The organism is Arcicella sp. (assembly GCF_964672035.1).
In genome coordinates, this window is the sequence record NZ_CBABQS010000093.1 from 1 (window position 1) to 15,623 (window position 15,623).

Below are 15,623 nucleotides of genomic sequence, written 5' to 3' on the forward strand. Positions count from 1 at the left end.
TGCGCTGGGCGAGTTTGTTTAAATACTTGAAAACGAGTTGGTTGCTCTGGTTCACGTGGGAAAACATTAGTTTTTGTGTCAATATCTGCCGTCTCGAAAAATGGGTCTAATGTCCATTTTACAACCTTCTTATCCGTTGGAATTACCTTCTTGATTTCTTTATCATTTAAACGCCAAATCTCCGCTGGGATTCTTATTACTTCGTCCGTTCCGTCTTCAAAATTCATTTTCACAATCACTGGACTTACCAAACCTCCCGTATTTTTGATGTTCAATACGTAGAAATTTTTGTTTGAATCTACTAACTTCTTTTCGTCTTCTGCCAAGCCCGCCATTGTTTGGTCGAAACGCTTTTTGTCGGATTCGGAAGTCGCAAATTTATCATACGTGTTATAAAAATCTTTCATGTCTGGATTCTCTTCTACCACTGTTTTTGGAATATCCTTTTTATTACGGATATTGCTCATTGTCTGACGCTTAGCATCTGCTTCGGCTCTTGCTTTTTCGTTTTTGGCTATTGGCGTAGCGTTGTCAATTCCGAACCATTCTACGTTATCCAACGATAAATCCACAGGCTCAACCCCGTAGAACCAACCTTTCCAAAACCAGTCTAAATCCACGCCCGAAGCATCTTCCATGGTGCGGAAAAAATCTTGTGGTGTTGGGTGTTTGAAAGCCCAACGACGAGCATATTCCTTGAAAGCATGGTCAAATAATTCACGTCCCATCACGGTTTCACGAAGAGCTGTCAAAGCCGCCGCAGGTTTTGAGTACGCATTTGGTCCAAACGCCATAATGTTATCTGAACTTGACATAATGGGCATTTGTTGGGTTTTATCCGTACTCATATAACCCACAATTGCTTGTGGTGTACCACGAGTATCAAAATCTCTATCCCACTCTTTTTCAGCAAGTTCCTCACAAAAAGTATTCAAACCTTCATCCATCCAAGACCATTGTCTTTCGTCTGAATTAATAATCATTGGGAAGAAATTATGTCCAACTTCGTGGATAACTACACCAATCAAGAAATTTTTAGTACCTTCTGAATACGTTCCATCTTCTTCTGGTCTTGCTCCATTGAACGAAATCATCGGATATTCCATGCCACCCACAGGCCCATGAACCGACTGCGCTACTGGATACGGATACGCAATGGTGTGTTTTGAATACGAACGTAAAGTATGAGCTACTAACATAGTCGAATATTTACCCCAAAGTGGCATCGCTTCTTTTGGAAATGCCGACATCGCCCACACTTTTTTACCTTCAACTTCCACTTGCATGGCATCCCACAGGAATTTACGAGAACCTGCAAAAGCAAAATCTCTGACGTTTTGAGCCGCAAAATTCCACGTTTTTTTACCTGTTGGCTTCGCTTTTTCAGAGGCCGTTGCTTCTTCTTGATTAACAATCATCACGGGGCGAGTGGCAGTTTTTGCACTTTCCATACGTTTCATTTGCGCCGCAGAAAGTACTTGAGAGGCATTTTGCAATTCACCCGTTCCCATAACCACAAAATCATTTGGTACTGTGATTGACACTTTATAATCCCCAAAAGGAACCGTAAATTCGCCCTGACCCAAAAACTGTTTGTGTTGCCAGCCGTTCACGTCATCATACACGCACATACGTGGAAACCACTGTGCAAGTTCGTATAAATAATTACCATCTTTCGGAAAAAATTCATAGCCACTTCTTGCCCGAGTAGCAAGAGCATCCACAATATTAAAACTCCAATCAACTGAAAATGAAAAGCTTGTACCCGTTTTCATGGGCGTTGGCAAATCAACTCGCATCATGGTTTCATTGATGGTAAATTTTAATGGATTGCCCATTTTATCTTTTACCGCCAAAATATTATAACCGTATTCTTTCGTGGCAAGTACACCCGCAGTATTTGCTAAACGACCAAAAGTTGTTCCTTTATCGTTCAATGAAGAAGTGGAAGTCAATTGAGCAATTCCGCCTTTTTTAAAATTATTTTGGTCTAATTGCACCCATAAATAACGCAATTCATCGGGCGAAGCATTTTTGTAGGTAATCATCTCCGAAGCCGTCATGGATTGGTTTTGGTCGTCTAATTCTGCCTTGATGTCATAGTCAGCACGGTTTTGCCAATAGTCTTTTCCAGGAGCGCCCGAAGCAGCACGGTAAGAATTTGGCGTTGGCAACATTGAACCTATTTGTTCAAAACGATTATTGCTATTGTACTGATTAGCAGCAGGTTGTTGCGCTAATAAGTTAAAGATTGAGGCTGTCAAAAGAACGAAGCCCAGCAGGAGGGTTTTACGAGTCATTGTTAAGTTGGTTGATGATGTTTAAAAATGTTGAGACCACGGATGACAGGAATTTAACAGATTTACACTAATTTTTTAAAATTTTATCCGTGTAAATCCTTCTAATCCCAACTCCGTTGCGGGTTCATCTGTGGTCTAATTTATTTACTCAAATTTACAAAAAAAAATGGCCAGTGCAAGCACCAGCCATTCATCCCAATCACCACAAAAGAGAATTATAATTTATGAACATCGCCATCAAAGATTGCGACTGTTAATCCCACAAAAATTAGCACCGTACAAGCGACTATTTTCCAGCAAAAGTTTAGAACATTTTTCATTTTATTTAATTTTAAAGTTTACCCCAATATTGAATCCTATTTTATTGGGTTTTACTAATAAGAAAGAATTATTATCACTTTGTTGATTTAATGAATAACTAAAAGTTGGTTCAATAAATAAGTAAGCATTGTCTCCAATTTGGCGGGTTACACCGTAAGCAAAATTGGCAAATCCATTAAACTGCTTTATGCCGTTCAATCTGTATGCTCCTTCCAAACCTACGTTCAAGTAATGCGTAAGGGCTTCCCCTTCTAAGAATATATATTGTACTTCAATTTTTGTGCCTAAGTAGTTTGCCGATTGTGAATAAGTCTTATTTAATTCAGCAAAACTTACATCAACACCTTTGTTATCAGATGGTTGTACAACTAAAGAGTCGGTTCTGATTTGGTAATTGATACTATGATTTGTCTTCGTAAAAGTTAGTCCGGTTCTAAGTTTAAACTTGTTTGAAAGCGTAAAAATTACCCCTGCTTGCGTATAAAATCCCAGTCTATCATCATCATTATTAACGGCAATGCTATGAACATAATTGGCATCGTTACCATTGGGCGTAATGGTATAATAATTTAACAGGGGCATCACACTTGCATACATTTCTAAGGGTTTCCTTTCCTTAAAATAATCATCTTTTTTAGTAGCAACGACAAACTTTAATCGAGGTGTTTTGAAATGATTTCTTAGCAAACTATATGACTTTGGATCTAAGATTACTAAGTAATTTTTATTCAATCCCGAAACTTGTTTTCCACCCGAGAATACGCTTGAGATATTTGAATTATTGCTGACATTCTCCGAAATTATTCCCAGTTTTTTATTAGAGTTGTTCGCAGAAAAAAGGTTTAACCTGCCATTACTATTATTTGAAAAATTATTTTTCTCCTTTGCTATTATTTCTTTTCCCTTTTCTAATGACGTATTTGCTTGTTCAGTGGTTGTATTAGGGTTTGAAAATAATGAAGTTTTTTTGGTTTTATTTTCCGCCGTTGTCTCTATCCACGCAAACGATTCTTTCAACCATGGCTTTTCAGTATATGCCTTTTCTTTTGATTTTACGTCTATATGATTAGCCGTATTTTTTGTCAAATCATTAACAGTTAAATCTTTATCTTCATTATTTTGTATAGGTTGTACCTTGTCGGTTGTAAGTGGAGACACTGACAACTTTATAGTTTCAATAGTCTTTTCGAGCAATGCTGGTTTATCAATGCTTTTGGTTGTCTGTGAAGACACAGACAACAACGGAGGTAACTCAATAATGTTTATATGATTTCCTGATTTTATATTCTTAGTTGTATTTTTCATTAAATCATTAGTAGTCAAGTATTTAGTGTCTAAATTTTGTGTAGGATTTGGTTCTGTCAGACGATAGTCAGACGACATTCTTTTCTTTATTTGATTAACTTCTGACTTGGCAATCTTCTCCGGCTTACTATCGTCTGACTTCGTCACAACGTCATCAGAATATTTTTCACGATATGTCCATAAACCTACCAATAGTAATAACATCATTACCACAGAGGTTTGCCAATAAGGGAATTTCCTCATGGGATTCACGGGGAGTTGAGGCTTTATTCTTTGCCAAAGTTGAGTGTCGGGTTCAGATTCAAAATCAGCGAATCTATCTCTGAACACGTTCTCTAAAGGGTCACTTTCGTTGTTATGTGCGTTCATAGCTGATAATTCCCAAGGGTTTTAATTGCTTTCTAAGCAGTTCTTTCGCCCGTGAGAGTTGCGATTTTGACGTATTCTCACTGACTCCCAACATTTTACCGATTTCTGAGTGACTATAACCGTCAATTACATAGAGGTTAAAAACCATTCGGTATCCGTCGGGCAATTGGTTAATCAATGTTAGCAATTCTTCGTTTGAAAGGCTTGCCAACAAATTGGGGTAATCATCGTTGCTGTGTAAAATGTCTTCATAATCGGTATTTTGTTGAAATTTCAGATTTGCGTGATAATAATTGATGGCAGTATTGACAACGGTTTTGCGTACCCAAGCACCCACCGCACCCGCTTTTTCGAGGGATTTGATGTTGTTGAAAATTTTGACAAATGCTTCTTGATAAACGTCTTCGGCTTCGTCGGGCGTGCGGGTATAGCGACGGCAAACACCCATCATCTTGCCTTTATAGAGATTATAAAAGGTAGTCTGGGCTTTACGGTCGTTATTTTGGCAGGCTCTAACTAATTCCTGTTCGTTAATCATTTGTTGGGGGTGAGGTACTTTTATTTTTTTATTCTAATCGTAAAATTTGCTTTCAAAGTATCTCCATTGGCAGTAGTAACGATGAATTTAAATTGGTCATTTCGTTCTTTTAAATCTGTGGGAGATTTCAGTTTATATAATATTTTTTTACCATCAATTCGTAAGATTCCGAAGGTTGGTTGCGCTTCAAAATTGGCACCCTTTATTTCAACGCAAGATGCAACGAATAAACTATACGGAATTTCGATTTCATTTTCTTTTGTTTGAGTTACCGATAATTCCATTTCGCCATTTTTAATCTCCGCTTTACAGTTTGGTATTTCACGAATATAAATCTCAACTAACATTCGCAATGGATTCTTGCCATTTTTATCCAAAATACTGTATTCTAAACCATCAAAGGCGGGCTTATTGGCAGTTTGTGTATATTCAATTTCGTAATTTTTGTTAACAATTGCCGTTCCAAAACGTGGTTGAACGGTAATATTCAAACTCTTTTTATTGTAATTATCACAAATTCTGTCATTGTCTAATACCTTGATTATCTGCGTATTAATAGTATTTTTGTACATAATTAGTAAGTCGGGCACCAATATTGTTTTGCATATATTTCCTTGAATATCCACTCGCACACCCGCAATCATACACACGGGCGTTGTGCCACCCGTACATACACGGTACAGAAAATAATCATCCGTTTCTGAGCCAATTTTTGGGGTATATTTTATGCGATTATTTTCAACGATTGCCAGTCCCAACACTGGTTTTTCGACCACTTCCAGCGTTGTAGAATCCAGAATTGAACTACAAAAACGGTCGTTTTTTAGTACATTTAGTATCGTTGGTGTATTAATTTTTACAGGAAAGAAATCAGGAATTACGCCAGCATTACAAGGCGTTTTCGAGAAATCAGAAGTAATAATAATTTTGAGGGTATCTCTTTTATCTTTGTTGGAATCGGTATTGAGCGCCTTGTAAATTAGGATTTCGGTGGCTTCAGCTTTGGTAGAATCGGCTTTATAAACCAATAATCCATTTTTATTGAAATACATAAGCCCAAATTTAGGGGTAGATTCAACTTTCAGAGACGAAAACCCTTGGACTTTGTTCAGTAAATTTTTAGTATCAAAAGCGACAAAGTTGTTGGATTGGGTATAGAGAATGGTAGTACTATTCAATGGGGTTTCCACCACGGGAGGTTTTGGATCAGGGACTTGTTTAATTTCATCACAAGCCCACAATGAAAACATCAACGTGTTTATTATCAGTATTTTATAAAAAAATTTCATAATAATGAAAGGAGGAAAAGAGAAGGGGAGTGAGGGAGAAAGGAGAAAAGGAAGAAATTAAAAGAAGCAAATTTTCTCTAACCATTCCTCCCTTTCTCCTGTTTCCCTTCCTCCTCTGATTTATCCTCGTTTAGCCAATAAAAACTTACCATCTTTATCAAACAATACTTGATATTTGTCGGTGCCAACGGTGATATTTACGTAATAGGTTTCTGCCACCCCATCTTTCAACGTAATATTACCTTTAATCAATATCCAACCAGCATACGTTTTGGTTAAATAATCTTTGATAACTTGTGGTATATCATTGGCAATCAATTCTTTAACTTCAATTTTTGGCAATTGAATGATAGGCGTTTCGGTGGCTTTTACAAATTTTCCATCCTTATCAAAAGTTAAACGGGTTAATTTCTTATCTTTTGAAATGATAATTGTGTAAGAATCCGTAATTGCACTTTTAGTGATAATTGCTCCTTTTTCAAATTTCCAATCAGCGTAATTAGTGGTCAAATAATCTTGAATAACTGTAGGAAAATCAGTCAATTTCAACTCCTTAATTTCGGGTTTTTTATTGGGGTCAAATGATTCTGTTTTAACTAATTTACCGTCATTGTCATACGTGAATTCGTAGAGAATTCCGTCTTTTTTTGCGGTAACAAAATACGTTTTTTGCGTATTGTCTGAATTATCTTTAATGACCGCTCCCACAAATTCATAACCCGTTAGTTGGCTTTGAATATTGGCAGGTAAATCTGCCAGTTTAGCGGTAAAAACCTTATTTTTATTCCCGCCAACCTTATTTTTAGGTTCGATAAAAGTGGCAGTTGCTACATTATTTTCATCAAAAATAATCGTAATTCTTTGGTCGTTAAATCCAATCATAACCTTCGTAGAAACTTTGCCTAAAGCATCTTTTCCAACGGCTACTTTTTCGAGTTTGTAGCCTGCATAAGTAGTTTGAAGATAGGTTTTTATCGCACTTGGAAGGCTTGTACTATCCGCAGATTTATAATCACTCAGAATTTGACCCGAAGCTGAAATGCAACCCTCGTGTGACACACCATTCACACTAAAATCAACACCAAAAATTTTCTTATCGTCGATGGTTGAAATAGAAAGATTGGTGGCTGACGGATATGCTGTTTTAATTGAAGTCGAAATTCTGGCTGCCGTTGTATTATCCAGGGTTGAAGGCTGTGATTGAATGGCAGGGTCTATCTTTTCTGTACAAGCATTCAATAAACCTAAACTGGTTATTGAAAGTATTAAAAGAAGCTTTTTCATGTTTTGTAATTTTTTAAAAGAGTTGGTAAATTTTGTAGCTACAAAAACAAGACAAGAACAAAACAGGAAAGGGTTGCATGGGGAGATTTATTTTTTGACTTATACCAATAATTTAACGTAGGCTGGGTTCAAAACCCAGCCTACGTTCTCGTTTGATACCACCAAAACCCAAGCAAACTGACTAATCCCAGTACTACTAAATAAAGCCAATTATTAGGCAAAGAAACCGCTTCAGCGTCGCCCACGAGCACAGCTGCTGCCCAAAAAGTAGGCAATTGTTTTTCGCCCGATTGACTTTGAAGGAACTCGATTTTTGCTTTTTGTAGAGAAATATCTTTTGGATAACCTTGGGCTAAATATCTGTAAAACAGCTCATTAAGCGTATAAGTTGATTGGTTTTCTACACTCCAAAGCGTGGTTAAAGTAGCAGGAATTCCCAGCGATGCAAAACCTCTGGAAAGGCTCAAAATTCCTTCTCCTTTGGCGTTTTTACCCACGGCCGTTTTACAAGCTGAAAGTACCAAAAGTTGCGTTTTGAAACGTTCTAAAGCATTTAATTCGGATAATTTCAAGACCGAATCCGCAAAATAAATCATCGGTTCTTGGTCGGTGCTATCGGCTTGAGCGTGGGTGTATAAGTGGACGATTTTGTAATCTTTGGCATTACTCAAAAAAGCACTCTTTGTGGCTTCTTTTACGGAAAAATTTTTCCCAAAAATAAAGTTTGAGGCTACTTCCGAGAGTGAAATATCCGAACCCAATAAACTGGTTTGATTCAAATTTTTACTATAATTTACGGGCGACATTCCCATAAATTTATGGCTAAAGGAAAATGATTTTTCACCTAAGTTTTTAAGTAAAAATTGTACGGAGTAAGTATAAGAAATGGCATAATCATTCAGTAAATATTCCGCTCGTTTAGATGATTTGCTCAAGGCCTCGAAGGGAAGAAAATAGCCATCTTGGGTAATGATCAATCGCCCTTTTTGTACGTTCAAATACCGAAATGTTTGTTGGTAAATTTGATTACTTATCGCTAAAAAATCTTGAAAATTTTGATTAATTTTCTGATTATCAGTACAATAAGCCAAAAATTGTTTCGCATTTTTGGAATAATCAAGCAAAGGAATTTTCTGTAAATCAGTTTTTTTGGATGAGATAATAAGGGCATAAATGGCATCATCGCCCATGAAATACTCCAACACAGTTTGGTCTTTGGCGAGATATTTTTTAACCTTATCCAACGACACCATGGTTGTATCATATTTATACTTGAAATAAGTAGGATTTTTGGTTTCTAAGGTCTTGACAAATTGGTCTTTTTTTTCTTGCTGTTCCAATAATTGTGCTTGTAGAGAAGCATAATTTTTTGAATTTTCAGGCTCCGAAGTAATTTTTTTATTGAGTTCTTTGATACTCTGTTGAAAGCCTTTTTCTTGGGCTAAATCAAGGGCAGAAAGTTGTTGATTAGCACTCAAGCTATTCAATTGGTCATTCAGTAAAACAGCTTTACTTTTCTCGAAAAAATAGAAGGCTTTTTCATAATCTTTCAATAAAAAGCAAGTCTCGATGGCTTGGATATACAGGTGGTGCGTTTTATTTCGCCAATACAATTTTGATTGCGTTCCCGTATGCTCAAAACGCATCATATCAATGAGTTTATCGGCAGTTACATAGGTGTTAAGCGCAATTTTGAGGTCTTCCTTTTGTTTGGTGGTTTGGTAGTATTCGAGCCAAGTATCGGCTTTGTCTTTGAGGGTAGTTAGATAGTATGTTTTAAAATCAGCAATTATTAAACTCGTTGCCGTTGGATTATCGAAAGAATTTTTTGATTTAAATCCAATTGGAGCAACTGAAAGAGCTTTTTGATAATATTCAAAGGCTTTTGGATAGTCTTTTTTCATCCAGTAGGCGGCGGCGATATTATCTAAAATAAGCACTTTCATATAGGGGCGTTTCATTAATTGTAAGGCATTTTGGTAATTTCTTAAAGAATTATCATACTCTTGTAAGTTGTATTGACTAAAGCCGATGGCAATAAAATTGGTTGAGTAAGCATCATCATTTGGATGAACTCGATAAATTTCTTGGGCTTTTGCATAATATTTAATGGCTTCTTGATATTTTTTATCCGAAAGAAAAAATTCGGCAAAACACGAATACGTATACGGTAATTGGTCAATTTGCTGTGTTTTATTAATTAGTAAAGCTCTCTCTAAATCATTTTTTGCTTCTTCTTTTTTGCCCGTAATTGTGAATGCTTTTGCTCGTTCAAGCAAGCATTTTGATAGAGAAGTTTCATCGGAATTTTTTTGAGCTATATTAACGCCAATATTAGCTTGAATAATAGCTTGCTCAAAATCTCCTTTTTTAATAAAAATATTTGTTTTTCGGGAATAGATTTGAGAAAATAGTTTCGCTTTTTCGGGATGTTTTTTAATTAAAATAATGCAATAATCATACGCTTCAAGGGCTTTTTGATAATTACCTTGCCCATCCAAAATTTTAGCCAATAAGTAATAATTATCCACAATATCAGCGTTAATAATATTGTTTTGATGGGAAGAATTTAAATTAATTGCTTCTTGAATAAGGGTATTTGCATTGATATAATCTTGTTGAGAAACATAATTCTCAGCTATTTTTTGAAGAACAAATACATAGGTAGAATCATCAATTTTACATCCACGGCAAATATTTCTTATCTTGATAAGTTCAAGCTGATTATTAGATTTTTTTAGAATTGACCGTAGCGAAACCCAAACCCCCTTAGCAGTTGGACAATCTGCCAGGGAAGAAAAATAGGTAAAAAACAGGAAAGGAATCAGTAAGTATAATTTTTTCATCGTATCTTAAATTGAGGCAAAAATATTGTAATTGCCTCAATTTAAGACATTTATAGGAAGGAAAAAAGAAGTTTCGGAAAATTACTAATAATTACTTATATCGCTAATTGCGGGAATCGAACTTTTATATTCACTTTTTGAAAACCCTCCTGGATGTGCTAATAAATATTCAATTACATTCGCCGTTACGTATGGAGCAGCATAAGAAGTACCTCTCTGAAAACTCATGGTTGAACCCCCAAAAGCATCAGGAATTCCGTGTTGACAATCTGAATTGGCTCTCACAACAAAATCAATCTTTTTACCTGAAAGTGACCAATTCTGACAAATTGAAATCGAATCCGAACTTGAAGACTTATAATTAGGAACTATTTTTTTACTGGTAACGCTCAATACATGGCTACCTAATTCAGAGTGATCGGCATAACATGCTGGAAAATAAGGATGTAAATCAATATTTTCGTGCTTATTTCCTGCCGAACACACCACTATCATATTTGCCGCTTTTGCACGTCTCAAAACTTCATCAAAAGCGGGAGTTGATTCTTTTAGTGAAGCACCCCAACTTGCATTTACAACTTTCATATCATGTTTAATGGCATATAGAATTGCACACAAATTATCATAAAGATTCCCTACTTTATTCTGGTCAAATGTTTTCAAAGCTACAATTCGCACTTTCTCGGAAGTAGTATTTTTAACAATAATACGAGCTATATTGGTACCGTGTTTATATTTTACCGAATCAATCACTTCCTTACTATTCTTCATAAAATTATAATTTAATGACGATTCAATTTTTGGTGTAATCATCACTTCATTATTGGCTCCAGAACTTTGATAAGTACGCTTTTGAATAACACCAAAATCTATCCCCGAATCAATAATCCCAACGATAAACGAACCATTTTTTCCATCACCACTTTGGGGTTCTTTTTGTGGGAGTTTAAGGAATTGATCTTGTTTCCAATTTGCTTTGCCAAATATGTTACCATTATTTTCAGCATCTCCATCAACAGCAGCCCCCGTACCTGTTCCTACAATTGGACTATCAGGATTCAAGATTGTATTAACTAAATGTAAATCTGGACCTGATAATAAGATTAAATTATCATCACAATTACAGGTTTTATTAGCATCTCGAACCACATTTATAGCATCGGCTACTTTGAAAACATCAAAAATTCTGCTAAATAAATTCTTTTTGCTTTCTTGTTGACCTTCACGATTTTTAAAAGTATTACCTGTTTTAGACAACAATTGTTCGAGGCTTCTATCACCAGAGAGAATGCGCCACTTCCAGTAGTTTTCCAACTCTTTTTCTACTTTTTTAATAGCATCTGCTTGACGAAACTTTGCGGTATCTTCGCCCACCAAAAGTACAAGTCTTCGGTCTCTTAAAACGTATCCTGTCCCTGTTACATACACATAAGAGGCATAAACTGAATTATTTTTGATGGTGGAATCTAAGGGTGTCGATACTACTGGGTTTTTATCTTCCTCACCAATTATTTGTGGCCTTGAACCCAACGAAAAATAAAAGAAAAGTGAAAATAATACCAGCAGGATTAAAATAAGTATCAGTAGTCGTCTCATAATAGTTCATTTAAAGGGTTTAATTTGATAAAACTGTTTGTGGATTTAGTCGAAAAAAATGAAATATGGTAAACATATTCTAAGATATGATTTTATCTACCGTAGCAATAAAGTATTGGCTATTACTTATTTAACGGTTAAAACTTATTGATACGTTTACTGTGTCGTCAATCAAACAAAAGCGGGTTTACAAACTTTCAAAAAATATAAAAATTTGACTTTTTTTTTGCATTTCTGTTATTATTTACATCTTCTTTACACCGTATTAATTCATTCCGTACCTTTGCGGAAAATTAAAACTGGTCAAAACCCCAGAATTTAATCAAAAAGAGCTTAACCGCTCACCGAACGAAAAACAATAGCATAATTTCACAAATGGAAAAAATTAAAGTTGCCAACCCCGTCGTCGAACTTGATGGCGATGAAATGACTCGAATTATCTGGAAATTTATTAAGGATAAGTTAATTGTTCCATATTTGGACGTAGATATCAAATACTACGATTTAGGAATGGAATACCGTGACGAAACCAACGACCAAGTAACGATTGATGCTGCAGAAGCAATCAAAAAGTACGGTGTAGGTATCAAATGTGCCACTATCACACCAGATGAAGCTCGTGTAAAAGAGTTTAATTTGAAACAAATGTGGAAATCACCAAACGGAACAATTCGTAACATTTTGGACGGTACTGTTTTCCGTGAGCCAATCGTTTGTGCTAACGTTCCAAGATTAGTACCCAACTGGACTGCCCCAATCATGATTGGTCGTCACGCTTTTGGAGATCAATACCGTGCAACTGATTTTGTGGTAAATGGCCCAGGAAAATTGACGATGAAGTTTGAAGGCGTGGATGGATCTGTACAAGAATTTGATGTTTATGACTTCAAATCGAGCGGTATCGCCATGGGAATGTATAACGTAGATGAATCAATCCGTGGATTTGCTCATTCATGTTTCAAAATGGCATTAAGCAAAGGATGGCCATTATATTTATCAACAAAAAACACCATCTTGAAAAAATACGATGGTCGTTTCAAAGATATTTTTGAAGAAATTTTCCAAGCAGATTACAAAGCAGAATACGATGCCAAAGGAATTGTTTACGAACATCGTTTGATTGACGATATGGTAGCTTCTGCCTTGAAATGGAACGGAAATTTTGTTTGGGCATGTAAAAACTACGACGGAGACGTTCAATCAGATACCGTTGCGCAAGGATTTGGTTCATTAGGTTTGATGACTTCAGTATTGATTACACCAGACGGAACGGTGATGGAAGCAGAAGCAGCTCACGGAACGGTTACACGTCATTATCGTGACCACCAAGCGGGAAAACCAACTTCAACTAATCCAATCGCTTCGATCTTCGCATGGACTCGTGGATTAGAATTCAGAGGTAAATTAGACGAAAATCAAGCCCTTATCGACTTCTGCCAAACTTTAGAAAGAGTTTGTGTTGAGACAGTAGAATCAGGAAAAATGACGAAAGATTTAGCCATTTGTATTCATGGAAATAAAGTTACTTTGGGTGAGCATTACCTAAACACACAAGATTTTTTGGATGCAATTGATGAGAATTTGAAAGCAGCTTTGGCGTAATTTATTTACGAGTTAGTAATTTGTGATTTAGTGAATTACTACGAAAATATAAAACCCCATGAGATTTTAGAATCTTGTGGGGTTTTTGTTTATTAAATTACGATAACTCAAAATGTGTTTTTTATCTCAATTCAAAAACAAACCTCACGTATATTTGTTAAACATTTATCCATAATAAGGAATTTAAAAATACATGAAAGTAATAGTTATCGGTTCAGGATTTTCGGGTTTGGCGGCGGCTACGAGTTTGGCAGACAAAGGGCATGACGTTACCATTTTAGAGAAAAATAGTGTGGCAGGCGGACGTGCGAGGGTTTTTGAAGCAGAAGGTTTTACTTTCGATATGGGGCCGAGTTGGTACTGGATGCCCGATATTTTCGAAAACTACTTTGCCCAATTTGGTAAAAAAGTATCCGATTATTACGACTTAGTACGTCTTGACCCTTCTTACGCTGTTATTTTGGAAGGCAATGAAACGATTAATTTACCCGCAGGAGTCGAAAAATTAGGGGATTTATTTGAATCAATGGAAGTGGGAAGTCGGGCGAAATTCCAAGAATTTATGCGTCAGGCGGAATATAAATATGACGTAGGCATCAACAATTTTGTGTGGAAACCTTCGAGAAGCATTACCGAATTTTTGAGTTTGAAGTTACTTTACGACGTAACTCGATTGGACGTTTTTCAATCTTTTTCTTCCCATATTCGCAAGTTTTTTCAGGACGAAAAAATCTTGAAAATCATGGAGTTTCCTATCCTTTTTTTGGGTGCAACGCCCGAAAATACGCCTGCGATGTATAGCCTAATGAATTACGCTGAAATGCAAAATGGCACGTGGTATCCGATGGGTGGGATGCACCAAATTGTGAAAGGAATGGTGGCTTTGGCAGAAGAAAAAGGCGTAAAAATTTTACTGAATAAAAACGTAGAAAAGATTGATATTCAAGGAAATAAAGTTGATAAAGTTATAACCAATGATGGAGATTTTACGGCTGATATTATAGTAGCAAGTGCCGATTATCATCACGTGGAGGATAAGTTAGTAGGGGAGGAGTTTAGAAATTATGATGAAAAATATTGGGATAAACGAGTGATGGCTCCATCCTCTTTATTATTTTATTTGGGAGTTAACAAAAGAATACCGAAATTACTACATCACAACCTTTTCTTTGACGAAGACTTTAAAATCCACGCCCACGAGATTTACACTGAACCAAAGTGGCCATCAAAACCTTTATTTTATGCTTCTGCTCCTTCAAAAACTGACAATAGTATTGCTCCCGAAGGATGTGAGAATTTATTTTTATTAATTCCCGTAGCCCCTGATTTAGAAGATACCGACGAAATCCGTGAGAAATATTATCATATGATTATGGAGCGTTTAGAAAAATATTGTGGTGTAAATATCAGAGATTCAATAGTTTATAAAAGAAGTTATGCTCATTCAGATTTCAAAAGTGATTATAACGCTTTTAAAGGAAATGCTTACGGATTAGCAAATACGCTGATGCAAACGGCTCTTTTGAAACCAACGTTGAAGAGCAAAAAAGTAAAAAACCTTTACTACACAGGACAATTAACCGTGCCAGGGCCTGGCGTTCCACCCTCACTGATTTCGGGATTGGTAGTTGCGGAGGAAGTTGAGAAAGAGAATAAATAATGTCGTAGGGGCGCATCGCATACGCCCTTTCGGAAGAACATACCAACGGGTGTATGCGATACGCCCCTACGATAAAGCAATGGATTTATATACAAAAACAACCCTCGAATGTAGTAAGGTCATTACCGAGCATTACAGTACCTCATTTACGCTGGGCATCAAGACCTTAGATAAACGCTTTCATTTGCCCATTTATGCAATTTATGGGTTTGTTCGCTATGCCGATGAAATTGTGGACACTTTTGAAGGATATGATAAAAAAACGCTTTTAAGTCGTTTTAAGTCAGATACTTATGTTGCTATTGAAGAAGGTGTGAGTTTGAATCCTGTATTACATTCTTTTCAATTAATTGTCAATAAATATAAAATTGACCATGAATTGATTGAGGCATTTTTGCACTCAATGGAAATGGATTTATATTACGCAGATTATAATCAAGAAGGTTACGAAGCCTATATTTATGGTTCGGCGGAGGTTGTGGGATTGATGTGTTTACGGGTTTTTTGTGAAGG

Annotated in this window: 10 protein-coding genes; 3 read left to right on the forward strand and 7 right to left on the reverse strand. The window is 36.1% G+C overall.

Annotation, left to right across the window (positions count from 1 at the left end):
• The 7 genes from AC1W31_RS18095 to AC1W31_RS18125 all read right to left on the reverse strand — a co-directional run.
• Positions 1–2,300 (reverse strand): M1 family metallopeptidase (locus AC1W31_RS18095; protein ID WP_481735897.1); only part of this gene is annotated, 2,300 nt, incomplete at its 3' end.
• A 321-nt stretch (positions 2,301–2,621) separates the two neighbouring features.
• On the reverse strand, positions 2,622–4,295 hold the full coding sequence (locus tag AC1W31_RS18100; RefSeq protein WP_481735898.1) for a hypothetical protein: 1,674 nt from the start codon (positions 4,293–4,295) through the stop codon (positions 2,622–2,624).
• The gene (locus tag AC1W31_RS18105) at positions 4,282–4,833 is read right to left on the reverse strand and encodes an RNA polymerase sigma factor (RefSeq protein WP_481735899.1); all 552 of its coding nucleotides are present in this window, start codon (positions 4,831–4,833) and stop codon (positions 4,282–4,284) included. Before AC1W31_RS18105 ends, AC1W31_RS18100 begins: the two co-directional genes overlap by 14 nt.
• Positions 4,834–4,853: 20 nt before the next feature.
• On the reverse strand, positions 4,854–6,083 hold the full coding sequence (locus tag AC1W31_RS18110; protein ID WP_481735900.1) for a hypothetical protein: 1,230 nt from the start codon (positions 6,081–6,083) through the stop codon (positions 4,854–4,856).
• Positions 6,084–6,242: 159 nt separating this feature from the next.
• Positions 6,243–7,406 carry a hypothetical protein gene (locus AC1W31_RS18115; protein ID WP_481735901.1) on the reverse strand — a complete coding sequence of 388 codons (1,164 nt, stop codon included), beginning with the start codon at positions 7,404–7,406 and terminating at the stop codon, positions 6,243–6,245.
• Positions 7,407–7,546: 140 nt separating this feature from the next.
• Positions 7,547–10,252 carry a CHAT domain-containing protein gene (locus tag AC1W31_RS18120; RefSeq protein WP_481735902.1) on the reverse strand — a complete coding sequence of 902 codons (2,706 nt, stop codon included), beginning with the start codon at positions 10,250–10,252 and terminating at the stop codon, positions 7,547–7,549.
• A gap of 84 nt (positions 10,253–10,336) precedes the next feature.
• The gene (locus tag AC1W31_RS18125) at positions 10,337–11,848 is read right to left on the reverse strand and encodes a S8 family peptidase (RefSeq protein ID WP_481735903.1); all 1,512 of its coding nucleotides are present in this window, start codon (positions 11,846–11,848) and stop codon (positions 10,337–10,339) included.
• A gap of 375 nt (positions 11,849–12,223) precedes the next feature.
• Between AC1W31_RS18125 and AC1W31_RS18130 the strand changes: the two genes are divergently transcribed.
• From AC1W31_RS18130 to AC1W31_RS18140, 3 genes are all read left to right on the forward strand, one after another.
• The gene (locus tag AC1W31_RS18130; protein ID WP_481735904.1) at positions 12,224–13,450 is read left to right on the forward strand and encodes an NADP-dependent isocitrate dehydrogenase; all 1,227 of its coding nucleotides are present in this window, start codon (positions 12,224–12,226) and stop codon (positions 13,448–13,450) included.
• A 193-nt stretch (positions 13,451–13,643) separates the two neighbouring features.
• Complete coding sequence (locus AC1W31_RS18135; RefSeq protein WP_481735905.1) at positions 13,644–15,110, forward strand: phytoene desaturase family protein; 1,467 nt, start codon at positions 13,644–13,646, stop codon at positions 15,108–15,110.
• A gap of 79 nt (positions 15,111–15,189) precedes the next feature.
• The coding region (locus AC1W31_RS18140; protein ID WP_481735906.1) for a phytoene/squalene synthase family protein at positions 15,190–15,623 on the forward strand (434 nt) is incomplete at its 3' end.